Source organism: Candidatus Nitrotoga sp. M5, from assembly GCF_927904885.1.
Classification (GTDB): domain Bacteria; phylum Pseudomonadota; class Gammaproteobacteria; order Burkholderiales; family Gallionellaceae; genus Nitrotoga.
In genome coordinates this window covers 18,923-45,913 of record NZ_CAKMNW010000006.1, presented here as the reverse complement: position 1 = coordinate 45,913, position 26,991 = coordinate 18,923, and the positions used below count along the sequence as shown (strand labels likewise).

At 48.7% G+C, this 26,991-nt stretch carries 22 protein-coding genes; 6 read left to right on the top strand and 16 right to left on the bottom strand.

Annotated features, from left to right (window positions below):
- Positions 1-4: 4 nt before the first annotated feature.
- Positions 5-1,105 carry a chorismate synthase gene (gene aroC / locus MJ770_RS02470; protein WP_239250025.1) on the bottom strand — a complete coding sequence of 367 codons (1,101 nt, stop codon included), beginning with the start codon at positions 1,103-1,105 and terminating at the stop codon, positions 5-7.
- 164 nt (positions 1,106-1,269) lie between these two features.
- On the opposite strand from aroC, the gene MJ770_RS02465 reads away from it, so the two are divergent.
- Positions 1,270-2,271 (top strand): zinc-dependent alcohol dehydrogenase family protein, encoded by a 1,002-nt coding sequence (locus MJ770_RS02465; RefSeq protein ID WP_239250024.1) that lies wholly within the window; start codon positions 1,270-1,272, stop codon positions 2,269-2,271.
- Positions 2,272-2,281: 10 nt separating this feature from the next.
- On the opposite strand, the gene ubiD is transcribed toward MJ770_RS02465, so the two are convergent.
- The 3 genes from ubiD to MJ770_RS02450 are packed head-to-tail and all read right to left on the bottom strand — an operon-like array spanning position 2,282 to position 5,495.
- Entirely contained in the window at positions 2,282-3,745 is a 1,464-nt protein-coding gene (gene ubiD / locus MJ770_RS02460) for a 4-hydroxy-3-polyprenylbenzoate decarboxylase (protein ID WP_239250023.1), read from the bottom strand.
- A complete protein-coding gene (locus tag MJ770_RS02455) occupies positions 3,742-4,614 on the bottom strand; it encodes a lysophospholipid acyltransferase family protein (RefSeq protein WP_239250022.1) in 873 nt (290 codons plus the stop codon). Before MJ770_RS02455 ends, ubiD begins: the two co-directional genes overlap by 4 nt.
- Positions 4,611-5,495, bottom strand: coding sequence for a lysophospholipid acyltransferase family protein (locus MJ770_RS02450; protein WP_239250021.1), 885 nt, complete (start codon positions 5,493-5,495; stop codon positions 4,611-4,613). Before MJ770_RS02450 ends, MJ770_RS02455 begins: the two co-directional genes overlap by 4 nt.
- Positions 5,496-5,569: 74 nt before the next feature.
- Here MJ770_RS02450 and metK point away from each other — a divergent pair, with 74 nt between their 5' ends.
- Complete coding sequence (metK, locus tag MJ770_RS02445; RefSeq protein WP_239250020.1) at positions 5,570-6,733, top strand: methionine adenosyltransferase; 1,164 nt, start codon at positions 5,570-5,572, stop codon at positions 6,731-6,733.
- A 729-nt stretch (positions 6,734-7,462) separates the two neighbouring features.
- On the opposite strand, the gene MJ770_RS02440 is transcribed toward metK, so the two are convergent.
- From MJ770_RS02440 to MJ770_RS02420, 5 genes are all read right to left on the bottom strand, one after another.
- Entirely contained in the window at positions 7,463-8,797 is a 1,335-nt protein-coding gene (locus MJ770_RS02440) for an alkene reductase (RefSeq protein ID WP_320412211.1), read from the bottom strand.
- A 760-nt stretch (positions 8,798-9,557) separates the two neighbouring features.
- Entirely contained in the window at positions 9,558-10,319 is a 762-nt protein-coding gene (locus MJ770_RS02435; protein ID WP_239250019.1) for a BPSS1780 family membrane protein, read from the bottom strand.
- A gap of 11 nt (positions 10,320-10,330) precedes the next feature.
- Complete coding sequence (locus tag MJ770_RS02430; protein WP_239250018.1) at positions 10,331-11,275, bottom strand: homoserine kinase; 945 nt, start codon at positions 11,273-11,275, stop codon at positions 10,331-10,333.
- 15 nt (positions 11,276-11,290) lie between these two features.
- The gene (locus tag MJ770_RS02425; RefSeq protein WP_239250017.1) at positions 11,291-11,707 is read right to left on the bottom strand and encodes a DUF2782 domain-containing protein; all 417 of its coding nucleotides are present in this window, start codon (positions 11,705-11,707) and stop codon (positions 11,291-11,293) included.
- An 80-nt stretch (positions 11,708-11,787) separates the two neighbouring features.
- Positions 11,788-12,504: an LOG family protein gene (locus MJ770_RS02420; protein WP_239250016.1), complete on the bottom strand. Its 717-nt coding sequence runs from the start codon at positions 12,502-12,504 to the stop codon at positions 11,788-11,790.
- 23 nt (positions 12,505-12,527) lie between these two features.
- Here MJ770_RS02420 and polA point away from each other — a divergent pair, with 23 nt between their 5' ends.
- Positions 12,528-15,266: a DNA polymerase I gene (gene polA, locus MJ770_RS02415; RefSeq protein WP_239250015.1), complete on the top strand. Its 2,739-nt coding sequence runs from the start codon at positions 12,528-12,530 to the stop codon at positions 15,264-15,266.
- A gap of 223 nt (positions 15,267-15,489) precedes the next feature.
- On the opposite strand, the gene MJ770_RS02410 is transcribed toward polA, so the two are convergent.
- The 7 genes from MJ770_RS02410 to MJ770_RS02380 form a co-directional block, all read right to left on the bottom strand.
- Positions 15,490-15,966: an Lcl domain-containing protein gene (locus MJ770_RS02410; protein WP_239250014.1), complete on the bottom strand. Its 477-nt coding sequence runs from the start codon at positions 15,964-15,966 to the stop codon at positions 15,490-15,492.
- Positions 15,967-16,508: 542 nt separating this feature from the next.
- Positions 16,509-17,450 carry a septal ring lytic transglycosylase RlpA family protein gene (locus tag MJ770_RS02405; RefSeq protein ID WP_239250013.1) on the bottom strand — a complete coding sequence of 314 codons (942 nt, stop codon included), beginning with the start codon at positions 17,448-17,450 and terminating at the stop codon, positions 16,509-16,511.
- Positions 17,451-17,817: 367 nt separating this feature from the next.
- Positions 17,818-18,915, bottom strand: a complete 1,098-nt coding sequence (gene rodA / locus MJ770_RS02400) for a rod shape-determining protein RodA (RefSeq protein ID WP_239250012.1) — start codon at positions 18,913-18,915, stop codon at positions 17,818-17,820.
- Entirely contained in the window at positions 18,908-20,812 is a 1,905-nt protein-coding gene (mrdA, locus tag MJ770_RS02395; RefSeq protein WP_239250011.1) for a penicillin-binding protein 2, read from the bottom strand. Before mrdA ends, rodA begins: the two co-directional genes overlap by 8 nt.
- Positions 20,809-21,327: a rod shape-determining protein MreD gene (gene mreD / locus MJ770_RS02390; RefSeq protein WP_239250010.1), complete on the bottom strand. Its 519-nt coding sequence runs from the start codon at positions 21,325-21,327 to the stop codon at positions 20,809-20,811. The genes mrdA and mreD overlap by 4 nt, the downstream gene beginning before the upstream one ends.
- Positions 21,324-22,232 (bottom strand): rod shape-determining protein MreC, encoded by a 909-nt coding sequence (gene mreC / locus MJ770_RS02385; protein WP_239250009.1) that lies wholly within the window; start codon positions 22,230-22,232, stop codon positions 21,324-21,326. Before mreC ends, mreD begins: the two co-directional genes overlap by 4 nt.
- A gap of 141 nt (positions 22,233-22,373) precedes the next feature.
- Positions 22,374-23,417 carry a rod shape-determining protein gene (locus tag MJ770_RS02380; RefSeq protein WP_239250008.1) on the bottom strand — a complete coding sequence of 348 codons (1,044 nt, stop codon included), beginning with the start codon at positions 23,415-23,417 and terminating at the stop codon, positions 22,374-22,376.
- 141 nt (positions 23,418-23,558) lie between these two features.
- Here MJ770_RS02380 and gatC point away from each other — a divergent pair, with 141 nt between their 5' ends.
- The 3 genes from gatC to gatB are packed head-to-tail and all read left to right on the top strand — an operon-like array spanning position 23,559 to position 26,785.
- The gene (gatC, locus tag MJ770_RS02375) at positions 23,559-23,846 is read left to right on the top strand and encodes an Asp-tRNA(Asn)/Glu-tRNA(Gln) amidotransferase subunit GatC (RefSeq protein ID WP_239250007.1); all 288 of its coding nucleotides are present in this window, start codon (positions 23,559-23,561) and stop codon (positions 23,844-23,846) included.
- A gap of 18 nt (positions 23,847-23,864) precedes the next feature.
- Positions 23,865-25,325, top strand: a complete 1,461-nt coding sequence (gene gatA / locus MJ770_RS02370; protein WP_239250006.1) for an Asp-tRNA(Asn)/Glu-tRNA(Gln) amidotransferase subunit GatA — start codon at positions 23,865-23,867, stop codon at positions 25,323-25,325.
- Between the two features lie 11 nt (positions 25,326-25,336).
- Positions 25,337-26,785, top strand: a complete 1,449-nt coding sequence (gene gatB, locus MJ770_RS02365; protein WP_239250005.1) for an Asp-tRNA(Asn)/Glu-tRNA(Gln) amidotransferase subunit GatB — start codon at positions 25,337-25,339, stop codon at positions 26,783-26,785.
- Positions 26,786-26,991 lie beyond the last annotated feature (206 nt).

The window sequence follows — 26,991 nt, the reverse complement described above, 5'->3', positions numbered from 1 at the left end:
AATGCTAGTCAACCTTGCCTGGAACTTTCGGTGTGGTGCATATCACGTCTGCATTCTGAGCTCGGTGGCGCAGCGCATGGTCGATCAGCACCAAAGCCAGCATAGCCTCGGCGATAGGTGTAGCTCGAATACCTACGCATGGGTCGTGGCGACCATGGGTTTCCACTAGCGTTGGCTCACCCGCTTTATTGATGGAGCGGCGCGGAAGGCGAATGCTGGAAGTGGGTTTTATGGCGATATGCGCCACAATATCTTGTCCAGTGGAAATACCTCCCAATATGCCGCCAGCGTGGTTGGATAAAAAACCTTGCGGAGTGATTTCGTCACCATGCTCACTGCCTTTCTGTGTAACTGAAGCGAAGCCGGCACCAATCTCTACTCCTTTTACAGCATTAATGCTCATCATGGCATAGCCAATGTCGGCATCAAGACGGTCATACACTGGCTCGCCCCAGCCCACAGGCATATGTTCGGCCACGACAGTGAGCTTTGCACCGATGGAATCGCCGGATTTACGCAACGCATCCATGTACGCTTCCAGTTGCTCAACATAAGTGTCATCAGCAACAAAGAATGGATTGCCGCTTACCTCATCCCAACTATTGAATGGCACCACCACTTCACCCAATTGTGATAGATAGCCGCGTATCACAACTCCATAACGCTCTTTCAGCCACTTTTTCGCAATCGCTCCAGCCGCTACGCGCACTGCAGTCTCACGTGCCGACGCCCGCCCGCCACCGCGATGATCGCGGATGCCGTATTTCTGCCAATAAGTGTAATCGGCATGGCCAGGGCGAAAGCTTTCGGCAATGTTGCCGTAGTCTTTGCTACGTTGATCTTCGTTGCGGATTAACAACGCAATCGGTGTGCCAGTGGTCTTGCCTTCAAAGATACCGGATAAAATTTCTACCGTGTCTGACTCGCGTCTTTGGGTGACGTGGCGTGAAGTACCGGGCTTACGTCTGTCCAGCTCGCTTTGAATATCTGCAGTACTCAACGCCATCCCAGGCGGGCAACCATCAACCACGCAACCGATTGCGGCACCATGAGATTCGCCAAAAGATGTGACGCAGAATAAAGTACCGAATGTATTTCCTGACATGACTAAACTCGCTAAATTTATGAGGCGAGTTTAACATACCACATCTCTATCAAGTCTCTCCAACTAGGCAGTTGATGTGTAATAGGCTTTATTTGAGAGACTTTCGGGCGATTGCGGCCTCGGTCTCCGGTTACCCTTCCAACCAACCAATCATGGTTACAAAAATGAAAGCAATTTTAATGACCGCGGCTGGCAGCCCCGATTTGTTGCAACTGCGTGAAATCCCCCTACCCGAACTGCCTTCACAAAGCCATTTGCGGGTAAAACTGGCCGCCGTGGGTATCAATCCACTGGACACCAAACTGCGCGCTAAGCCAGCCTATTGCCCCGACAAACTTCCCGCCATCTTGGGCTGCGATGGTGCTGGTATCGTAGATACCATCGGCACGGCCGTGACACGTTTTACAGTCGGTGATGCGGTCTATTTCTGCAACGGTGGTATCGGCAACGAACCCGGCTGCTATGCTGAATATACCACCGTGCATGAAGACTACTGCGCTTTCAAACCGGCCAACCTCAGCCTGCATGAAAGCGCTGCGTTGCCACTGGTGCTGATTACCGTGTGGGAGGCGCTAGTCGAACGCGTTAATCTGCAAGCCAAACAAACTATCCTCATCCATGCCGCGGCAGGGGGTGTCGGTCATATTGCCGTGCAACTCGCCCACCATCTGGGCGCACATGTTGCGGTAACAGTAAGCGATAACAGGAAAGCCGGGCTGGTGCAGGGTCTCGGTGCAGAAAAAATAATTTATTACCGCGAGCAGGATTTTGTGCCGGAAGTTCTTGCCTGGACCGCTGATAAGGGTGTGGACGTGGTATTTGACACGGTAGGTGGCGAAGTTTTTCTGCGCTCATTCAATGCAGCGCGCATTGGTGGCAAAGTGGTCAGCTTGCTGTCCACTCCGCTGTCATTGGCTGACACCCAACTGGCGCGACTGCGCAATCTGTCATTATGCTACGAACTAATGCTTACGCCGCAAGTGATGCATTTGCATGACGAGCGTATACGCCAGCGTAAAATACTGGAACAGGGAGCGCAATTAGTCGAGGCCGGTAAACTCGGCGTGCTGATGAGCACGGTAATGCCATTGAAAGATGCTGCCCATGCACACCGTCTCATTGAAAAAGGCGGCATCACCGGCAAAGTAGTACTGGTGATGGGTTAGCTGCAGGCAACTACAAGCCAAGCTCCCCCCACATTGAATCTACACTACGCTTGGTCGCGTCGTCCATCGCAATTGGCGTACCCCACTCGCGTTGTGTTTCACCTGGCCATTTGTTGGTCGCATCCAGTCCCATCTTACTTCCCAGGCCGGATACCGGGCTGGCGAAATCCAGATAATCAATGGGCGTATTGTCCACCAGCAGTGTGTCGCGCGCGGGATCAACGCGCGTGGTGATCGCCCAGATAACTTCCTTCCATTGACGGATTTCGATGTCATCATCCACTACGATGATGAACTTGGTGTACATGAACTGACGCAGGTAGGACCAGATGCCGAACATAACGCGCTTGGCATGTCCCGGATACTGTTTTTTCATGGAAACAATTGCCAAGCGATATGAACAGCCCTCCGGCGGCAGGTAGAAATCCGAAATTTCGGGAAACTGTTTCTGCAGAAGTGGCACGAACACTTCGTTCAATGCCACGCCCAAAATGGCCGGCTCGTCTGGCGGTTTGCCGGTATAGGTGGAGTGATAAATGGGATTGTGACGCATGGTAATGCGCTCAATGGTGAATACCGGAAACTGTTCCTGCTCATTATAATAACCGGTGTGGTCACCAAACGGGCCTTCCAGCGCGATCTCATTTGGGTGGATCATTCCCTCCAGCACGATCTCGGCGCTGGCAGGCACTTGCAAATTGCTACCAATACATTTAACCAGCTCTGTTTTCGATCCACGCAACAACCCAGCAAATTGATATTCAGACAGGCTGTCCGGCACGGGCGTGACTGCGCCTAAAATGGTAGCTGGATCGGCACCGATCACCACTGCCAGCGGAAACGGCTGACCCGGATACGTTTTGCACCATTCCTGATAATCCAGCGCACCTCCACGATGCGCCAGCCAGCGCATAATGACCTTGTTGGTCGCGATCACCTGCTGACGGTAAATGCCAAGATTCTGGCGCGGCTTGTTGGGGCCGCGAGTCACCACCAACCCCCAGCTAATCAGGGGTGCCGCATCTCCTGGCCAGCAAGTTTGTATGGGTAGCCTGCTCAGGTCTACTTCGCTGCCCTCCCATACTACTTCCTGGCAGGCAGCGCTCGAAACCACCTTGGGTGTCATATTCAACACCTGCTTCAATATCGGCCATTTGTCCCAGGCATCCTTCAAACCTTTGGGTGGCTCGGGCTCTTTCAGGTAAGCCAGCAACTTGCCCACTTCGCGTAATGCCGTTACGCTTTCTTCGCCCATGCCTAATGCCACACGGTGCGGTGTACCAAACAAATTTGCCAGAACAGGCATGCTGTGTCCCGCAGGATTTTCAAACAGCACGGCAGGACCTTGTGCTTGCAACACACGGTCGCAGATTTCTGTCATCTCCAAATGCGGAGAAACTGGCCTAATCACGCGCTTGAGTTCACCCAGTTTTTCTAATTTCGAGATAAAGTCGCGTAGGTCATCATATTTCATTTGTAAAAACTTTCTTCGCCCTCGGGCCGAGTTTTAAATCGCCTGTGCAGCCAAAAATATTGTTCAGGCATTTCCCGCACTCGCTGTTCGATGAATTCGTTTATGCGGCGGGTATCAGCTATTAAATCATTGGTAGGATAGTTTTCCCACGCTGGATAAAAACGCACTTCATACCCTTTATAATCCGGCAAAACACGTGTAATGCACGGTACCACCTTTGCGTTAGCCATTGTTACCAGACGAGGCAGCGTCGCCAACGTAGCAGCTGGTATGCCAAAAAACGGAACGAACACACCATCCTTAGTGGTCCAGTCTTGATCCGTAAAATAATAAAATGGCCGACATTTGCGTAATGACTTTACTACTGGGCGCATCCCTGCCTGTCGCGCATATAAGAATTGCTCGCCGAAGCGTGCGCGTTTTTGCAATACCAAATTTTGCAAGTAAGTGTTCTTTTGTTTAGAGTACACACTAACCCCATCAGTATGTTGAGTGATCCAGGACCCCCCAACATCCAGAGCGACAAAATGTGCGGTAAGCAAAATCAGTGGATCTCCAAGTGCATTTTGAAAATGCTCCACGCCTTCAACCCGTATCAACTTTTGGATGCGCTTGCGGCTGGACCACCATAGAATTCCCCGCTCCACAATACTGCGACCGAAGACATTAAAATGCTGCCGCACTAATTTTGATCGTTCTGCTTCGTTAAGTTCGGGGAAACACAAACGCAAATTTATACTTGCTACCCGACGACGCTTGACTGTAAACAGATAAAGCAACGCTCCCAAAAAATTTCCAATCCACGCTTGCAGTCGGTATGGAAGGAAATGTAGTAGCCACAGCAGAACTATACCTAAACGCACCTTCATATCGGATTTACGTCTTGCTTTGTGGCAGGCTTAATGTTGGCTGGAATCTTGTAACGATTATAACTCCACAAATATTGCGCAGGATTTATGAGCACCAATTCTTCAAGCGCCGCATTAACCTGCCTACTTATGGGCAAATCCGGAACGAATACCAGCGGCGTGAAGCGAAGGACATATCCCGACCCATCTGGCAATCGTTCGACGGATGTCATAACTACCGATGCGCCACTGGATTTCACCAAGCGTCCAATTAGTGTCATGGTATAGGCTGGTTGCCCAAAGAAGTCAGCCCACTCCCCTTCGCCATTGCCGGGCACCTGATCTGGCAAAAGTCCTATTGCTTCAGCTCGCCTAAGTGCCTTATATAGCTGACGCACCCCGCTTACATCGGTACGCGCTAGCCGTAATTGGGCTCGCTCGCGGCCACTGCGCATCACCTGCTCCAACCAGATTAACTTAGGTGGGCGATAAAGCACGGTGAGCGGCATGTGTTCAGCGACATACAGGGCTGATACATCGAAGCATCCCATGTGCGGCGTTAAAAAAATCACCCCCTTGCCGCGCGCGCGCGCTGTCTCGATATGCTCCCAACCATGGCAAGCTTTGACGCTAGCAGTCACCTCTGTTAGGGGTCGACACCAAATCCACAGCAACTCCATCGCCCCCTTGCCTGTTTCAACTATGCTGGCGTTTAGTACTCTGCGAAAATCAACTTCGGGACGCCCTTTTAATGCTTTACTGAGGTTGTCACGCATCCGTTCCGCATACTTATCAGACAGGGTATAAGTCAATTTACCCAGCATGGAACCAAGGCGGTGTAAAACTTTCAGCGGCAAACGCGCGGCCAAATTGAATAGCTTTCCTACCAGAAACTGTATCATGAAGGGGAATTACAACCAGTTAATGCTATAATGAACGACTTTATCAACCAACTCTATCTATATAAAGGAGCGTTATGAATGAATTTCTGTTTACATCCGAGTCAGTGTCTGAGGGTCATCCCGACAAAGTTGCGGATCAAATTTCCGATTCCATTTTAGATGCTATTCTAGCGCAAGACCCCTATGCGCGAGTAGCCGCTGAGACATTAGTAAACACCGGCCTCGTAGTGCTTGCTGGTGAAATAACAACCACCGCTAATGTGGACTATATCAAAGTTGCGCGCGATTGCATCAAACGCATCGGCTATGATAATACCGAATACGGCATAGATTACAAAGGTTGTGCCGTGCTTGTTGCTTATGACAAGCAAAGTCCGGACATCGCTCAAGGTGTTGATCGCTCATCTAATGAGTACATGGATCAGGGTGCAGGCGATCAAGGCCTGATGTTTGGTTATGCTTGCGATGAAACACCAACGTTGATGCCGCTGCCGATTTATTTGGCACACCGAGTAGTTGAGCGCCAGTCGCAACTGCGACGCGATGGCCGCCTTAATTGGCTACGTCCAGATGCTAAAGCGCAAGTCACCGTTCGTTACGTGGATGGCAAGCCACATGCCATCGACACAATAGTGCTATCTACTCAGCATTCCCCTGAGATGTCACTAGAGAACATTCGTGAAGCCGTAATTGAAGACATTATCAAACCCGTAATACCAAAGGAATTAATCAAAGGGGACATTAAGTATTTGGTAAATCCTACTGGCCGTTTCGTTATCGGAGGCCCACAAGGCGACTGCGGCCTGACAGGACGCAAGATTATTGTGGACACTTATGGTGGCTCTGCTCCGCATGGCGGTGGGGCATTTTCCGGCAAGGACCCGTCTAAAGTAGACCGTTCCGCGGCCTACGCTGGCCGTTATATTGCCAAGAATATCGTAGCTGCTGGTCTGGCCAGCAAGTGCTTGATTCAGATTTCCTATGCAATTGGCGTGGCTCTCCCCACCAGTGTGTGGGTCTCCAGTTATGGCACGGGTAAAATTTCTGATGAAAAGATTGCTGAATTGGTAACAAAACATTTTGACCTGCGGCCCAAAGGCATTGTGAAAATGCTAGATTTATTGCGCCCAATTTATTCCAATACTGCTGCATACGGCCACTTTGGCCGCGAAGAACCAGAGTTTACTTGGGAGGCAACAGACAAGGCATCTGCCATGCGAGCTGACGCTGGGCTATAAGTCTCTTCAAAATGATTTTGATTTATTTTCCCAGATTGTCCATTGGAAGCCTGAACTCAAAGGACAATCTGGAATTTCTAATGACACTCATTATAAATTGCTTGGTCTTTTAATAATGCACTACAACAAATGGCAATTTAAAACTACTCCATAGCTTTGACTCCGGAAACAAAAAACTCTGTATCACCAAAACAGGTTGTCGGAAGTCCTTTGTGTTGATCGTAATCGAGACTCACTTTTTCACCGAGACTTCAATTGAGCTTGTCAGCAACAGCCTCATCTCTTACAGTGAACAAGAATTACTCAGGCACTTGCCCAGGAAGAAACATCATACTTAATTCACCACTCCCATGTTTCACATATCCATCTCTTTTTTGAAAATTTTTGAATATATCCAGTTTGTTCACCAGTTGAATAGCTCCAAGTATAAGCAACCCTCATATAAACAGCACAGAGAGCGATCAATTTTACCGCAGCAATGACTATTTTTAGAATAAAATTTGCTTTTGTCGTTATCGAATTTATGCGCTGGTAAAATTGTCAATTTCCAAGTTAAGCTGAAGTCTTAAAATCCCTGTTTTCATCCTTGCACTCCCAACCACCCTGAGTGCTCTTCTGTTATGAGAGACGTTTGTTTAGTACTCGCAGCTCAACATTTAAAAGCCACTCCATTGCATGGAGAATAATTACTTATTGTTTCCAAACATAGCTCTACATACCACAGTGGCTCTAATATGGTAACGATGGATAATCGATGTAACCAGCAGCTTCGCCGCCATAGAACGTTGCGATATCGGGTGCGTTGTAATCTCTGCGTTCCCGCAACCGCAATGGTAAATCTGGGTTAGCAATGAAGAGAGCACCGAATGACACAAAGTCAGCGGTCTTCTCAACAATCGCAGCCTCGGCACGCGCTGCATCGTAACCGCCATTAGCTATGTATTTTCCTCTAAATAAGGTTCGTAAGCGCTGAAAATCGAATGTCGAAGGATGCTCCTCAACTACATGTATATAAGCCAGATCGAAACGATTCAACTGTTCGACTACATATTCAAATGTCTCTTGCGGTGTTGAGTCGAAAATATCGTTTAATGGATTGACTGGTGACAGACGGACACCAACTTTTTGAGATGGATACACACTGCATACTGCCTGAATTACTTCAAACAGTAAGCGGCTGCGATTCTCGATAGAACCACCGTACTCGTCTGTCCGTTGATTCGTACTATCTCGCAAAAATTGGTCGAGCAGATATCCATTCGCCGCATCTATTTCTATGCCGTCTAGCCATGCGTCTTCAGCATTACGCGCAGCTTGTCTATATTGCTCGGCGATACTCGCCATCTCAGAAACTTCTAGCGCACGAGGGACAACGAAGGGCATCATTCCTTTTGGCGTAAAAACCTCTCCTGCCGGCTGAATAGCAGATGGAGCGATTGGCACACTTTGGAATGGCTGCAGCGATGGATGTGAGATTCGACCAACATGTGTCAAGTTCATAAAAAGCTTGCCCCCCGTTCTGGCAACGTGGGCAGTTACAACTTTCCAGCCATCAATTTGTTCTCGCGTGGATATGCCTGGAGTGCCAGGATAACCAATCCCTTGATCAGAAACTTGAGTCGGTTCTGAAATCATCAGGCCAGCACTACAGCGTTGAGAATAATAAGTTGCATTTATGGTATTTGGTATGTTGCCTAACGCAGCCCTGCTGCGGGTCATGGGCGCCATAACCACTCGGTTATTCAGTTCAAGCGCACCAAGCCATGCTTTTTTATATAAGGGGTGTATTTCCGGTGGCAAAATATGTGACATATCTGTCCACCCAGAAGGGTGAGTTTCACGCTTGACCGGTTTTTTCTTTGGATAATTTCTGGGGTCAGCAACTAGATTGGGGTTCTCGTTAAGAGCCTTAGGAACATCGGGATAATCAGGAACCATGGGGGGGTTGTCATCGAGATCCCAGTCGCTCATCGGAATCATGGGCATGTCTTTGCTAGACGATGGCTTGCTGACAGCAGGTATAGGTTTGTCGTTACTAGGTGTGAGTTTGTCGTCGTTTGGCATGAGTTTGTCGTAGTTGAAATACTAATAAAAAAGTTATTATAGCCTGTTCTATTGGCTCATCAACCCGAACGTTTATAAATTTTCTTAACAATCTCGATTTCGTAGAATTAAACCGCTATAAAAATGGTGAGGAGAAAAAGTTAGAATTAGTGAACAGGCTCTCCCTTGCCCTCCCTCATGCAGCCATATGTGCGCTACAAACACATACAGCTTTCCGCTATTTTTCACCCTCAGAATTCTGTCCACTTAGTGGTGTTAAGCATTTTCTTCAAGCAGGCAAGGTCGATTATCAATATTGCCGATTAACTGGCGCAGTGCACCACCGTTTACGAAATTTGTTATGCGACGATAGTATCGGCAATTAGACTGCACAAACGATGATTTCTTTCAGCAAATATCGAGTGCTTTATTTGCAGAGCAGCGGCGGGTACAACATGAATGTCTTCGATTCTCTTGCCTTGAATCTAAAGTTAAAAATAGATTTAGAAAAGGACTGTGTGGACGCAGGAGGAACGTCTGAAGATTCTCAGCTATTTTCGCATTCTTAAAAATATTAACCGCACTACATTGTGCGTGATATAACACCCGATTCAGATCAGCAATGCCTGTTCAGCTAAAAAATATGCTGTTTTTGTTGTGTATGTGTAACGCCACCAATACCACAATGGGTGCTGGTCGAACTGGATGACCATGCGGTTTATTTAAGCTGGCTGGATTGTTGGATCAACTTTTATTATAAGCCGAATCAATAACTGCGTTGCTACTGGCCAGGTGTGATTACTTCACTCTCGAGAGCCATAGCTATCTCTGTTGGCGTTGGAAATAAATCACGATAGATAGCATACATTGAGCTAAGCATCACTGGCAGCAGAATTAGCCAGCCTAGCATCATTGGCATGGAAGCGATCATAATGAAAAGGAACATCATTGCACCATACAAAGACAGTGGGAGGATGTTGCGTAGACAGCCTAGTAAACTGGCCTTCAACGCGTCAATGGGCGACATTTTGTCAAAAATTATCAGCATTGGAGCAAACTGCATCGCCATAAGTAATATACTGAACAATGCCATGCTTAACATCATTGACATGCCCGCGCCCGCAGCGGCTTGAGCTAATATTTCTGGGTTTTCCACCGGCTGGCCGCTCATCAAGATACTTACCAGGTTAGCGCCGCCAGTTAGCATCATCACGCCTAATATCAGCATTTGGCTAATCAAGCTGATGCCGCCTAATGTGACCAATTGCGAAGTATTGTTGTGAAACCCAGCAAACAAATGCGACAGCTCCAGTTCTTCATCATGCTCCAGCGCACGGCAACCAAACATATAGCCAGCGAGCAGAATTGGAAACAGGAGTGTGGCGAAGGGGTCGCCGATTACCGGGATGGTAGAAATGCCGAGAAGCCCTACTACGCCAGTTACTGCAAGAGTCACCCACAGTACCGGACTTTTTTTGAACAACCAGTACCCCTGCTTTATCCATAGCCAGCCATTAGCAATATTTACTTTTCGTGCCTCCATTTTTTGCCTCGCTATAGCCAAATAACATTACTGTTAGCGGCGATGTGCCGTTGCAGAATGCATTTAAATTGATCTGGGTTGTGCGCGTGTATCAGCTCATTTGCACGTGGCAAGTGCCTGTCGTACAAACGCGATAACCAGAAACGCAATGCTGCTGCACGTAAAGCAATTGGCCATGCAATATGTTCGTCCTTATGCATAGGTCGTACCACATGGTAGGCCTGCAACAGGGCTTGAGTGCGTGTCTTGTCAAGAACACTGTCTTCGCCCATGCACCAATCATTAACGGTGATGGCTACATCGTATAAAAGACTGCCATTACAAGCGAAATAGAAATCGATCAGGCCGCCGATACGCGCACCATCAAGCAGTACGTTGTCGCGGAATAGGTCAGCGTGAATCACACCTTGCGGCAGCGCGGCAAGCGTGCGTTCCTTGTGGAATGCTACTTCGCTTTCCAGTAACGCAGCGTCCTGCGGTGATAGAAACGGTGTTACCTGCTGCGCTGCACGCGCACGCCAAATTGCATCATGTGCGTTAGGCATGGTTTCCGCAAAGCTTAGTGCTGCATTGTGTAATCGGCCCAACATTTCGCCTATGGCTGCACAGTGGACCAATTCTGGATTCATCAACGATTTGCCTGGCAAACGGCTGACAATGCACGCAGGCTTACCATTCAATTCGCTCAAAAATTGACTATGTCGATTGGCCACTGGACTGGGACAAGGAATGCCGTGATTTGCCAAATGAGCCATCAAATTGAGGTAGAAGGACAATTCGCTGGCAACAAGCTTCTCAAACAGCGTCAGCACGAAGCGCCCACTGCTGGTTGTAACAAAGTAGTTGGTATTCTCGATACCCGAGGCAACGCCTTGTAATTCCAGCAATTGGCCTAACGAATAATCGTCCAGCCAAGAGGTAAGCTCTGACTCAGTGACACGGGTAAAAACAGCCATATTTCGGAACTCGAATCAGAATCTATGAATAATCCAGCGTGGTGGAACAGAACCAGGACCCAGATTTTGATAATGTGAAAACGTACCATCACCACTATCATCCACCAAATAATAGGGGAGTCCAACTTTCGGAATAACCTTGATCATATAAAGCCTCCCACCAACGCGATATTCTTCTACGGTCTGTTCAGTCGTCTTGATGGTGGTAACTTCCTGTCCCAAAGTAACGTCCTGCGCACGGTCATCGATGGGCAGCTTGGGCGACTGGAGTGGCAACGGTAACGAATTTGCATCATAGGAGTTATCATCAAGCGGAGGCGGCGGTGGCAGCGGCTGCAACCCGGGCAGCTGAGCAGCGAAGACTGTGCTGAACAGGCCGCTCAGGATCAAGGTGATAATCAGGTGTATCATATTCACTCGGAGATTTTCCATGGCCGCATTCTAGCCGATAAGCAAGGAAAAGACTTCTTAAAACGTCCCATTTTTTGTGCCTCATTCTTTTTTAGTGTCAATCATAGATTCAACTGCATTTCACGTTCAGCCTCAGAAAGTTCGAAACCACGGGTCTCATAATAATTGAAAATGGCGCTTACCACCTCTTCAGAACTGTCGGTCAACTGAATCAAATCCAAATCCTGTGGGTTGATCATGCCCTCGGAAAGTAATGTTTGCTTAAACCAGTCCAGCATGCCGCGCCAAAATTCACTGCCCACTAGAATGATGGGTATGCGTCTAGTTTTGCCGGTTTGAACTAAAGTCAGCGCTTCCATCAACTCGTCTAGCGTGCCAAAGCCGCCAGGCATGACCACATAGGCACTGGCAAATTTAACAAACATAACTTTGCGCACAAAAAAGTGCTGGAAAGTCTGGCTGATATTTTGGTAGGGATTGTTGTGCTGCTCATGCGGCAATTGGATGTTCAACCCGACACTTGGTGACTTGCCATAAAAAGCGCCCTTGTTGGCCGCTTCCATAACGCCGGGTCCTCCGCCCGAAATAACGGAAAAACCTGCATCGGATAGCAGTCGCGCAATTTCTTCAGATTTTTTGTAATATGGATGAGTTGGCTTTGTGCGTGCGCTACCGAAAACGCTGACGGCCGGCTGGATGACATTTAGTCGGTCAGTAGCCGAGACGAATTCTGACATAATGCCGAACACGCGCCATGCCTCTTTTGAATTCCATACTTCCGGCAATTTCGAAGAAGGCAGTTTGGACTGATTGCTCATAATTGAAGACCCTTTTACAAAAAATGAAAACATTGCTACTGGTTGATGGATCGTCTTATCTTTATCGCGCATTTCATGCAATGCCTGACTTACGTAGCCCACATGACGAGCCCACTGGAGCTATTTACGGTGTGCTTAACATGTTACGTCGCCTGCGCGCCGACTACCCGGCGGATTATAGCGCCTGCGTATTCGACGCCAAAGGCAAAACCTTCCGCGACGACTTATATGCCGATTACAAAGCGCATCGCCTTGCAATGCCAGAGGCTCTTGCCGCGCAAATTGCACCACTGCATCAGCTTATCACCGCCTTTGGCTGGAATATCCTGATGATTGACGGCGTGGAGGCAGACGATGTGATCGGTACGCTGGCACAGCAGGCAACAGTAGGTGGTGCACGCTGCATCATTTCCACTGGCGATAAAGACCTCACGCAACTAGTAAATAGTCAAGTTAAACTGGTTAATACCATGAGCAATGAAACACTGGACGAAGCGGGTGTACTAGCTAAATTTGGTTTGTCGCCGGAACATATCGTAGATTACCTTACCCTGGTCGGCGACACAGTAGATAACGTGCCGGGTGTACCTAAGGTAGGCCCCAAAACTGCTGTCAAATGGCTAAAGCAATATGGCACGCTGGATAATTTAATGGCACATGCGCACGAAATTTCCGGGGTGGTGGGCAACAATCTGCGTAATGCGCTGGACTGGTTGCCACAAGGCCGCGTGCTAATTACCGTAAAGTGTGACGTTGAATTACCTGTTCACTTTGATGAACTGGAGGCGCCACCACAGGACAACGCGCGACTGCGCAGCATGTTTGAACATTGTGGTTTCAAAAATTGGCTACGCGAACTTTCTACTGCCCCACTTTCGCCTTCAGCAAATCAAGTTGGGGAAGAGGAGGGGAGGCGGCAAGCCAACCTGTTTGCTGAAGAAGCACTTGTGCCGGCCCCAGTGCATTACGAAACCATCTTGACCGAAGCGCAACTTGACACCTGGCTGGAAAAAATCCAGCAGGCCGAATTGGTGAGCATGAATATCGAAACCACTGCTCTGGACATGATGAACGCACAACTAGTGGGTATCTCATTTGCTATCCAACCCCATCACGCGGCCTACCTGCCACTGGCGCACCGCTATCCTGGAACACCGGATCAACTAAACTGTGAGCATGTGCTATTAAAACTCAAGCCGTGGCTAGAAAACGCACAACAAAAAAAACTGGGACAAAATCTCAAATATCATCAGCACATCTTTGCCAACCATGCTATTCAGCTTGCGGGAATCACCGAGGATACATTGCTGCAATCGTATGTGCTGGAAAGCCACAAGCCGCACGATTTGGAAAGCCTTGCGCTGCGACATCTCGGCGTGAAGGTCACCAGCTATGCCGAAGTCGTAGGCAAGGGCGCAAAACAAATTAGTTTCGATCAAGTGGATTTCGCAACCGCTGCACATTACGCAACTGCGAATGCCGACATCACACTGCAACTGCATCAAGCACTCATTTCGCAGATCAAGGAGCAAGGCAGGCTGGATGCGGTGTACCGCAATATTGAACTACCCGCACGACAAGTGCTATATATCATGGAGCGCAATGGCGTATTGATAGACAGCGTCAAGCTGGCGGGGCAGAGCCTCGAACTGGGCGAGAAACTCGTTAACATTGAAACGCAGGCATACGCGGCGGCGGGGCAACCATTTAACCTCAACTCGCCCAAACAAATCCAGGAAATCCTGTTCGATAAACTCGGCCTGCCTGTCAAGAAAAAAACGCCCAGCGGTACACCCTCCACGGACGAAGATGTATTGCAGGAACTAGCACTGGACTACCCGCTTCCCAAACTTCTGCTCGAATATCGTGGCATGGCAAAACTAAAATCCACGTACACCGACAAGCTGCCGCAGATGGTGAATATCAAAACTGGGCGCGTGCATACCAGTTACTCACAGGCTGTGGCTGTGACAGGACGATTAGCTTCCAGCGACCCAAACTTACAAAATATCCCTGTGCGCACCGCGGAAGGTCGCCGCATTCGCGAAGCGTTCATCGCGCCGCCCGGTAGCCGCATCGTCTCGGCCGACTATTCACAAGTCGAATTACGCATCATGGCACACCTGTCCGGTGACCAAGGTTTGCTCAAGGCATTTACGAATGCCGAGGATATCCATTGCGCCACTGCAGCAGAAGTTTTTGCTGTCCCACTAGATGCCGTGAGCAATGAGCAACGGCGTTATGCCAAGGTTATCAACTTCGGCCTTATCTACGGCATGTCTGCATTCGGTTTGGCATCACAACTTAATATCGAGCGTAGCGCTGCGAAGAAATATATTGATCTCTATTTCATGCGCTACCCCGGCGTAGCCGATTATATGCAGCGCACGCGCCTGCAGGCAAAGCAGCAAGGCTATGTGGAGACGGTGTTCGGGCGCAGATTGTGGCTGCCAGAAATTAACGGTGGCAACGGAATGCGCCGGCAAGCCGCTGAACGCGCTGCCATTAATGCGCCCATGCAGGGCACCGCTGCAGATTTAATCAAGCTGGCAATGGCCGCAGTACAAAATTGGATAGAGCGCAAGCAGATGCATACTCAACTTATCATGCAAGTTCATGATGAACTTGTGCTCGAAGTGCCGGAGAGTGAACTGACGTTAGTAAAAGAAAGTTTGCCTGGGCTAATGTGTCACGTGGCCGAGTTGAAAGTGCCACTTGAAATTGGGCTGGGAGAAGGCGAGAACTGGGAAGCTGCGCATTGATCAGCTTGGCATTTGTTTGCTTGGGCTTCCGAAAATCTAACGTCCTACAGCTATTTTGGAGGTGATAATTAGCGACTATTCAAACACTTGCAAATGATGTAGAATCTCCAACAAACGTGGCTAATTATAAACAAACCATCTCTTTATTTAAGATCAGGTTCTCGCGTCAGCTGGCAGAGGAGCGAGACAGGTTCATTATCATGAAGCCTGCTGACTGACCAATCTACTTAACACAAGTCACGTGGCTGATGCCGTTTATATCACCGTAGTTAGCAATGCCGCCTTCCAAATTGACGATAATCTGGAGGCCAGCAATAGTACCGGGCGTGGATGACCAAACGTCGTGCAATGTCCAACCCTGTTCACGTAGCATTGAAGGTTTATTGAGATGACGGTAAGCAATATGACTACGAACACCTAACACACTTCCATCATAACGAGTGAGTGCGACTAACTCGTCTTTAGTTGGCAGGCGCCATTCGTACCCCAGCGCCGTGGATGAAGAGCAAATATTCTTAGCCTCAGCAAAGTTAACGGCGGTTTCTGTAATGGGTGCCCAAGTGAGCCCGCCATTAATGATGTAACCAGGGGGTAATTTTTCTGGTGCGCTGCTTGGTGAAACATCATTTTCCGGCAAATCTGCCCACGCGACATTCAAACTTAACAGTAAAGCTGTCGATACTACGATAATTTTTTTCATGTGGTTATATTACCCTTCATCCACCTTTTGGACAAGTACTAGCAGCTTCCAAATATGAAATGAGCCTGAATAGATTTGCCGAGTCGGGCATTATGCGAGGCAAGGTGATCAAAATGGAAAAAGCAAAGTTACACGCCAAGGCTTGGCTATAATTGCCATTATCTATGCCATCAGAATACTGACATAGAAATATAACTCTCTGCAACTACCCTATATAGCCCGTGCAGTTCGCCACATCGAAACCAGCTCGCACACTGATGCCAGAAGTGGTATCCGCAACCTTAACCGCCTTGCTTTGGGAAAACATCAGGGCGTCTCTAAAATTCAATTTTCTATGCAACGCATAGCCGCAAAGCGGCTGCTTGCAAAATTGCGATTTTCAAAGATACCCATAAGTAAGGGGCGAATTGCGAGCTATAGACACTCAAAAGGCTATCAAGTGTTCTTTAAATTTATATTAGGGGGCGAGTCATTACCAAAAATGCAATCTATTCATTAACAAGCAATAATCGGCACTCTCAATATTCTATTTCGCCCCTGACTCAATGAAGAACCACAAAAGGTTTGAAACCTAGTCGCGGTTGCAACCTATCTGCGATCGCGCGCGCCTCATCCTGTGTAGCGTAGGAACCAATATGCACGCGCACCATATCATCTCCCCCATGATACAGCTCGACGCGTTTACCGCTACCCTCAAATTCAACATTCATACGCTCAAGAAAACTTTCTGCGCCTTGCTGTGACTTGAAGGCACCCAATTGCAAATACACATTGCCGCTCGCTGCCGGTTCGTTTGAAACAGATAGTGCAGTTGCGGGCTTCAAGGGAGTAACAACTACTGAATCCGATATTTCTATAGGCTGAATATTATTGTCCGCCATCACGCTTTCTGATTCCACCAGCACTTCAGCACTGCCGTTATTTACAATGCCAAGTTTATGTGCGGCGACATATGAAAGATCAATGACACGTTCACGCAGAAATGGACCTCGGTCATTTACACGCACCACGACCGATTTTTTGTTGCTAAGGTTAGTTACGCGTGCATAACTGGGCACTGGCAATGTAGGGTGAGCGGCAGTCATACCATACATATCATATATTTCCCCGCTAGCGGTGCGCTTACCATGGAATTTCTTACCATACCAAGAAGCAATGCCTCGCTCTTCAAATTTACCAACCGTAGTTAAAGGTGTGTACGTCTTTCCTAAAGCGGTATATGGGCTGTTAGCAAAACGGTGCAACGGCTCAACACGTGGCACTGCATTGGGGGTGTCATCCAAATTGGCGGGCACATCAGTACCTGGGCTGTCGCCCTCCAAATATCCGCCACGTTTGGGTTCGTCAGTCGGGGTAGCCGAAGTGGCTTGTGCTTCGATTACGGGAGCAGGTGTGCTGCGCATTTCTTCCTTGCGTGGAGGTACGCTACCACATGCGGTGAGGATGATTACTGCACAAAGTATCAGTCCTGTTGTTTTATTCACTTGCAAAACCCCCTATTTATATTTTGATGATTAAACATGTCCCTATTTTGATGCAGGAAAGAATTAATTTGTGAAGTATAGCGCAATCCATCTACGAAGCGAGGCCGCGCACTTGTTATTCAAGTGGTATGTGGTCGACGCCTTATCCAGGATCGCCTCATCATTTGTCCGCAAAAACTGGGGCTTCGTTGCAAGCAGAATGGGGCACTCCAAGTGACAACCGGGGCCTTTGATGTTTTTCAACCATCAGCGAAAACAGACCCGCTTTGGATATTTATCACGCACTGGGTTCACACTGCAAGACTATGAAATATCAGCTCGTTGTTTAGTTTAATCCATTGGATTCCACTATTACCATCTAACCTCATCAAGTTTGCACCAATTTTTTATGTGTATGAATACTCATCAACATGCCAAACCCAATCAACAATATAACCATAGACGTGCCGCCATGGCTAATGAGTGGCAATGGTACACCCACAACTGGAAGAATGCCGCTCACCATGCCTATATTTACGAAGACATAAGTGAAAAAAGTGAGTGTAATACTACCGGCCATAAGGCGAGTGAAGTATGTTGAAGCATTGGCGGTAATGACGAAGCCACGTGCAATGACTAACAGGTACAAGCTTAACAGTATCAAGTTACCGAGCAGACCGAACTCTTCCGAATACACCGCAAAAATGAAGTCGGTAGTTCGTTCAGGCAGAAATTCGAGGTGAGTCTGAGTGCCATTGAGATACCCCTTGCCAAACATGCCGCCAGAACCCACCGCAATTATGGCCTGGATAGTGTGATAGCCCCTACCCAGCGGATCCTGAGCCGGATCAAGCAGCATCATTATACGGAGACGCTGATAGTCGTGCAGCATGGACCAAGCAAGTGGCATACTCGCCATTATAATTACCAAGAAGGTCAGCATGATTCGCCAGGATATACCGGCAAGGAATAGTACATAAAACCCGCTTGCGGCAATCATAATCGACGTACCCAAATCTGGCTGGCGCGCAATTAACACCACCGGCAACAGTAACAGCAAGGTTGCGACGAAATAATTTTTTAAAGTCAGCATGGCTTCGTGCTTTTCAAAATACCAAGCCATCATCAACGGCACAGCGATCCTCATCAATTCAGAAGGCTGAATGGTCGTCACCCCAACATTTAACCAGCGCCGAGCACCGTTCGTAATTTCTCCGAAAAATGCCACTGCGATCAGCAGCACCATACCTAGCAGGTAAGCAGGCACGGCGGCCCGCATTAGATAATGCAGTGGCATATTGGCCACTATCCATAGTGCGACGCAAGCCACCAGCATACTTGTCATTTGCGCCGATACACGGGACCAGTTGCCGCCACTGGCGCTATATATCACCGCCAAGCTAATCAACAGAAGCAATCCAAGCAAAGCCAACAGAACGGGGTCAAGGTGCACGACGAAGCTTTGATATAAACGTCGCCTAATCATTTTCTATCCCTTCTTCGCCCTCATCCATTTTAAGCAGGGGCTGAGCCATCTTACCAAGCAGGAAGTAGTCAAAAACCTTACGCGCAATCGGCGCAGCGATAGAGCCGCCATGTCCGCCGTTTTCAACAAGCACAGCTAGCGCGATCTTGGGCTGATCGAAAGGCGCAAAAGCCATAAACCAAGCGTGGTCACGATACCGTTTTTGAACTTTGCTCTCGATGTATTCTTCGCCCTGCTTAATCCCTATGACCTGCGCCGTACCGGTTTTTCCGGCGAATGCGTAGGATGCACCCGCGCCCGCCATCGCAGCGGTGCCCCCAGTCTGTGTCACTGCCACCATAGCGCTTTTCACCAGCGCGAAATGCTCCGAATTGAGGTTGAGGCTGAAATCTATATTCGCCCCCAGTATCTGTTTTTCACTTGTGTGCGAACTTTGCACCTCCTTCAACAGATGCGGTCGATAGGCTACCCCGTCATTGGCTAATGTCGCAGTAGCATAGGCCAATTGCAACGGCGTAACCAAACTGTAGCCCTGACCGACACCAACCGAAACTGTGTCGCCGACATACCACTTTTTTTTGTGACGTTTCTGCTTCCACTCCTGTGATGGCATCAAACCGGAAACTTCACCTTTCATATCAATACCGGTTTTCTTACCAAACCCGAACTCCGAAAAAAAGCTATGTATACTGTCTATTCCCAATTCGGTGGCAAGCCCGTAATAATAAGTATCACATGACACTACTATGGATTTAAACAAGTCAACGTTGCCATGTCCTGCCTTTTTCCAATCGCGGTATCGTCGACTACTGCCAGGCAGCGTGAAATAACCTGGGTCACTAATAGTGTAGCCAGGTGTGCGCATGTTGTAATGCAGCCCAGCTAATGCCATAAACGGTTTGATTGTAGAGCCTGGTGGATATTGGCCACGCAATGCGCGGTTATTGAGCGGGAGATCAGGCGAGTTGTTCAGTTCATCCCAACTCTGTTGATCGATACCTTCAATGAATAGGTTTGGATCGTAACCCGGCTTGCTGACAAAGGCCAGTACCTCCCCATTACTTGGATCTATAGCGACTAACGCCCCTCGATAATTTCCAAATGCCTGCTCGGCGACTTCCTGTAATTTGGCATCTATCGTTAGTATTAAGTTGCTGCCCGATACAGGAGGGGTGCGCGACAGCACTCGCACTTCACGCCCATCCGCATCGACTTCCACCTGTTGAAAGCCGGTTTTACCATGCAGTTCTCTCTCGTAACTCTGCTCGATGCCAGTCCTGCCTATGTAGTCCGAGCCACGATAATTAGCATCAATTTCATCTTTCTCCAGTTGCGCAATGTCGCGCTCATTAATTCGACCGACGTAACCAAGCAAATGAGAAATCTGCTCGTGGTACGGATATTCACGGAACAAGCGCGCCTTAAGTTCCACGCCGGGAAAACGATAGCGTTGTACAGAGAAGCGTGCCACCTCTCCATCCGTGAGACGGCTGCGTATTGGCAAACTCTCAAATTTACGGTTATTGGCCAGCAATCTCTTAAATCGCTTGCGATCTCTGGGCTGGATATCAATTAACTTTGCAAGTTCATCAATTGTTGTCTTCAGATCGGCTACTTTGCTTGAGGTTATCTCTAAAGTATAAGCGGAATAATTCTGAGCCAGAATCACGCCGTTGCGGTCGAATATCAGGCCGCGGCTGGGCGCAATGGGCATGATGGAAATTCGATTTTTCTCTGCTAGAGTTTGATAGTGGTTCTGTTGAACCACCTGCAAATAAACAAAACGCGCCAGCAGTATTGACAGTAGCAGTAGCACAAACCCGATGCTTAGTGCTAAACGCAGCCGAAAATTATGGATTTCTCGTTGAGTGTCTTTAAATGCAATGTGACGATTCATGTCTGGTCCGGAGCTGCACGGGGTCGACGCAAAGCTTGCAACAATATGGTTATTGGTGCCCATAACAAGGCTGAAACTACACTACCAATGAAGTATTCCCATGGAATATTGCCGTGCAACTGCCAATGCACCACGGCATACACCGTATATGCAAGCAAAAACAACGGGAAAATTTGCAAAGCCTGCTGGTGTAAATTGAACATCAGTATTCGACGATAAAACACGATGCCGCTAAAAGCTAATACTGAATATGCCAGTGCATGCTGCCCAAAGAGACTTGCATCCGCCACGTCGGCAAGTATGCCTACCGTCCACGCAATGCTAATACCAACATGGTAGGGTTTGTGCATGCACCAGTAGAGCAATACAAGCGCGACAAAATCTGGGCGGAACGCCAGCCAGATACCTTGCCATGGCAACCAATTTAGCAACAACGCAACAAGTAAGCTAGCCGCGATAAAAACACGATTGACAGGCAACTGGAATTCCTGATCTTGTTGAATGCGATCACTCACTGCCCCCTCCGTTCGCCATTTTCAGGAGTGTCAGTTGCAGATTCCTCGCCTTCCGGACGCTCCGGAAATTTCAGTAATGCGGACAAAATCAACAGTTGGCGCCTCTTGTCCACCCCCGCAATCGGGGCACACAGAATGCGCGCAAAAGGATAGGCGGGATCGTGCTCAACATGGATTATTTTGGCCACCGGCAAACCAGGTGGATAAGTGCCATCAATGCCGGAAGTGACCAACACATCACCATTTTGAATGTCAGAACTAACGGGCAAATAGCTCAGCGCCAGCTCACCGGCATCACCAGAGCCGAATACCACTGCGCGCAAGCCGTTGCGCAGCACTTGCACGGGCACGGAATGATCCTTATCAGTAATTAACGTGACCTCGCTCATCCAAGGATAAACACGTGTAACCTGTCCGACGATACCGCTATCATCCATCACTATTTGCCCGGCTAGCACATTTGCTTGTGTGCCCTTGTCCAGTAATATTTTGCGATTAAAAATGTCTCGTGCGACATACATTATTTCGGCTAGCTGCATTGGGTAATCGGCGCGCTGCTGCACCTTAAGAAGGGTACGCAAGTGCTGATTTTCCCCCTTCAACACTTCCAACTGTAGCAACTTTGCGCTATCTAAAGTGTGTTGATGGCGCAATTCAACATTATTGCGAATCAAGCTGTTATGGGAGGAAAAGAAATCATCAACCTCATGCCACAGTTTACTGGGTGCCGCCACTAACCGTTGAAGAGGGTACACCACGATTGAAAGACCGCTACGAATGGATTCCAAGTATCGATATCGCACATCCACGAATACTAACAGTAACGATAGGAGCGCGAAAAACACCAGCCGGACGGCAGGAGAGGGGCCTCGATTGAAGAAGCGAAGGGGCTGATTTTGTTCCATTAGGGCGTTTCAACAGCCATTTTCGCTTATAGTTCTCAGTTACAACACTACTTTCCTTACGTTCACGGAAGGAAAGTCAAAAGAGAAGGGAGTTACTAGGCTGTATTAATTTATAATTTTCCACACCGTTAAACTTGCCGCTTAATCGCTGGTGAAAATTCCACTGAAGTTATCCATCCGGTCAAGTGCCATGCCGGAACCGCGCACCACACAGGTAAGCGGGTCATCTGCAACCAACACAGGCAAACCAGTCTCTTCCATCAATAAGCGGTCGATATCACGCAACAATGCACCGCCGCCAGTCAGAACCATACCCTTCCTGGCGATATCCGAGCCCAGTTCAGGGGGGGTCTGCTCTAGCGCGATTTTCACAGCGCTGACAATATTATTAAGTGGATCAGTGAGGGCCTCCAGGATTTCATTACTGGAAATGGTGAAACTGCGCGGCACACCTTCCGCCAAGTTACGTCCCATCACCTCCATTTCACGTACTTCGCTGCCGGGAAATGCCGAACCGATTTCTTTCTTGATCTGTTCCGCGGTCGTTTCGCCGATCAACATGCCATAGTTGCGGCGGATGTAATTAATAATAGCCTCGTCGAACTTGTCGCCACCAACGCGTATGGAACCGGAGTGCACCGCGCCGCCAAGTGAAATCACACCCACTTCAGTAGTACCACCGCCAATATCCACCACCATCGAGCCGCTTGGCTCTTCTACTGGCAGATCAGCGCCTATTGCTGCTGCCATAGGCTCTTCAATCAACTCCACTCGGCGCGCTCCCGCACCATAAGCAGATTCGCGGATAGCGCGCCGCTCTACTTGAGTTGAGCCACATGGCACACAAATCACGATGCGCGGACTGGGGCTGAAAATGCCAGACTTCTGCACTCTCTTGATGAACTGTTTAAGCATTTGTTCGGTGACGGTAAAATCAGCAATTACGCCGTCCCTCATCGGACGTATGACAGTTATATTGCCTGGCGTTCGTCCGAGCATCTGCTTGGCTGCCAGCCCAACCTGCTGAATCACCTTCTTATCGTTTGGACCGCTCCCATGGCGAATTGCTACCACCGAAGGTTCATCCAGCACTATGCCTTTGCCGCGTGCCCAGATCAGGGTGTTAGCGGTGCCCAAATCTATCGCTAAATCATTAGCAAAATAGCTGTTAAAAAATCCAAACATGATGAATCCCAGAATAGAAAAAATGCGCCCGATATCGTATATAAAGAAAAAATGTGCCCGATATCGTAAAAAATTAGTCTCACAACAATATTTGATGATAACCTATTAAGCTACCTTTAATAAAGATAAAGAATTCAGCTTATGTCGCTCAGCATCAATGATGTCTATAAGGTCGCACGACTGGCCCGACTAGGAATGTCCGAGCAGGAAGCACAAACGGCGCACGACCAGCTTTCGAATATTTTTGGATTGATCGCCGAAATGCAGGCAGTCGATACTAATGGGATTGCACCGATGTCGCACGCTCAAGATATAACCCAACGCTTGCGCAAGGATGTGGTCACGGAACTCAACCAACGTGAGCAATTTCAGGCTGCAGCCCCACAAGCTAAAAATGGATTATATTTAGTACCACAAGTCATAGAATAACTATCCAGTTCCAAGACCATGCTTAATTCCAGTTTGCAACAACTAGGCGCAGCATTGCGCAGCAAGAAAATTTCCAGCGTTGAGTTAACGCAACTGTATCTTGATCGCATTGCCACACTCAACTCAAAATTCAACGCCTACATCACGGTTAATGAAGAGATGAGCTTGGCGCAGGCTCGCGCAGCCGATGTCAAGTTGGTCCAATCCGAAACCAACGCTCTCACTGGCATTCCCATTGCCCAGAAAGATATATTCTGTGCATTGGGTTGGCGGACTACCTGTGGCTCGAAAATGTTGTCTGATTTCATTGCTCCCTACGATGCGCATGTAATTGAGCAATTCAACAGCGCTGGCGCGGTAAATATAGGCAAAACCAACATGGACGAGTTCGCCATGGGTTCCAGCAATGAAACGTCTTACTTTGGCACTGTAAAAAACCCCTGGAACCACAAGGCCGTGCCTGGCGGTAGTTCCGGCGGCAGTGCAGCCGCTGTGTCGGCACGATTATGCGCAGCGGCCACCGGTACTGACACTGGTGGCTCTATCCGCCAACCAGCTGCACTATGCGGTATCTCAGGCCTGAAACCGACTTACGGTGTGGTTTCCCGCTATGGCATGATCGCCTTTGCCTCCAGCTTGGATCAAGCTGGGCCAATGGCGCACAGCGCAGAAGATTTGGCGCTGATGCTGAATGTCATGGCTGGTTTTGATGAACGTGATTCTACTAGCCTGCAACGTGAATCAGAAGATTACACACGAGATTTAAATAAGCCGCTGAATGGTCTACGCATCGGACTGCCAAAAGAGTTCTTCGCAGCAGGTTTGAGTGCAGATGTTGCGCCAGCGATCGAAGCATCCATTGCCGAATATAAAAAACTAGGTGCTAGCGTGGTAGATATCAGTCTGCCCAACTCGCGATTGTCCATTCCTGTGTATTACGTGCTGGCTCCGGCAGAGGCCTCCAGCAATCTGTCTCGGTACGACGGTGTGCGTTACGGCTACCGTGCGTCGGAATACACCAATCTTGCGGACATGTATGAAAAGTCACGCGCACAAGGTTTTGGCGAAGAAGTGAAGCGGCGCATCATGATCGGCACTTATGTACTATCGCACGGTTACTACGACGCCTATTATTTGCAGGCACAGAAAATTCGCCGTCTGATCGCGCAGGACTTTGATGAAGCATTCAAGCAATGTGACGTCATCATGGGGCCAACGACGCCCACCACGGCCTTCAATCTTGGTGAAAAAAATGATGATCCTGTACAGATGTACCTCTCCGACATCTATACCATCGCGGTGAATCTCGCAGGCCTTCCCGGCATGTCTATCCCAGCAGGCTTCGGCGGCAATGACCTGCCCATTGGCTTGCAAATCATAGGCAATTATTTCGACGAAGCGCGCATGCTCAACGTAGCACATCAATATCAGCAGGTGACCGACTGGCACACCCGCACTCCGCAACATATCGAGGGGTAAGGAACCGCACCATGCAATGGGAAATCGTTATCGGACTGGAAGTACATGCTCAACTTTCAACCAACAGCAAGATTTTTTCTGGCGCTTCAACCACATTTGGCGCAGAACCTAACACACAGGCTTGCGCGGTAGATTTGGCTCTGCCTGGCGTATTGCCAGTGCTAAACCGTGGCGCGGTGGAACGTGCTATCAGGTTTGGCCTTGCAGTTGGTGCGCACATTGCGCAACGCTCTGAATTTTCGCGTAAAAATTATTTCTATCCTGACCTGCCCAAGGGGTACCAGATCAGTCAGTTTGATTTACCGATAATTGGCCAAGGCTCGTTGACTATTCAGGTCCCAACAACAACAGCAGGGAAAACGTATAAAAAAGTGGTTCGCCTGACTCGTGCGCATCTTGAAGAAGATGCAGGAAAATCATTGCACGAAGATTTTCAGGGCATGACAGGCATCGATCTCAACCGCGCTGGAACACCGCTGCTGGAAATAGTCTCAGAACCGGACATGCGCTCTGCCGCCGAGGCCGTGTCCTATGCCAAAATGCTGCATACCTTGGTGCGCTGGATCGGCATCTGCGATGGCAACATGCAGGAAGGGTCGTTCCGCTGCGATGCAAATGTCTCTGTTCGTCGCCCAGGGGCTGAATTAGGCACACGCCGCGAGATCAAAAACTTGAATTCGTTCCGCTTTCTGCAACAGGCTATTGAGTATGAAGCACAGTGGCAAATAGATACACTGGAAGACGGCGGGACCATCCATCAAGCGACAGTACTGTTCAATTCCGACAAGGGTGAAACCCGCGCCATGCGCAGCAAAGAAGACGCGCACGATTACCGTTATTTCCCAGACCCTGACTTGTTGCCGTTAGCGATTGATAATGAGTTGATCGAACAAATACGCGGTACGCTCCCCGAGTTGCCGCTGTCCAAACAGGCACGCTATGTTACCGATCTCGGTTTATCTGACTACGACGCCGATACTTTGACCTCCTCACGAGAAATGGCGGATTTCTTCGAAACGACACTAAACGAAGTCCCCAAGGAAGCAAAGTTGTGTGCCAACTGGCTGATGGGTGATGTAAGCGCCTCACTTAACCGTGAAGACCGCGATATTACACAATGTCCTATTTCACCCCAGCAACTAGGTGGCATGCTTAAACGCATTGCAGATGGAACCATTTCTAACTCTGCCGCCAAAGAAGTTTTCAAGATACTCTGGAGTGAAGGTGGCGACCCCGACACCATTATCGAAACAAAAGGTTTAAAGCAAATGTCCGATATCGGCGCAATGGAGGCAATGGTGGACGAGATTATCGCCGCCAATCCAACGCAAGTTGCCGAATATCGCAGCGGCAAGGAAAAAGTGTTTGGCTTCTTTGTTGGCCTCGCCATGAAGGCCAGCAAAGGCAAAGCCAACCCTGCTCAGATGAATGAAATTCTTAAGCGCAAACTGGCGGGTTAAACGCTTTATTAACTGCGATCTTACAACTCGCTGGATTCAACCAGCCCTCTCCTCTAAAATCGGGGAAATTAAACCCGAAAAAATTAAATAATGACTCGCTTGGGTATGCATTACATCAATCTGAAGTAATTCTATTCTAAAAAGTGGCCTTATGCCCGAGCGAGCTTACGCTATTACCAACTCTCCTACCCGAGCATACCGGGAAT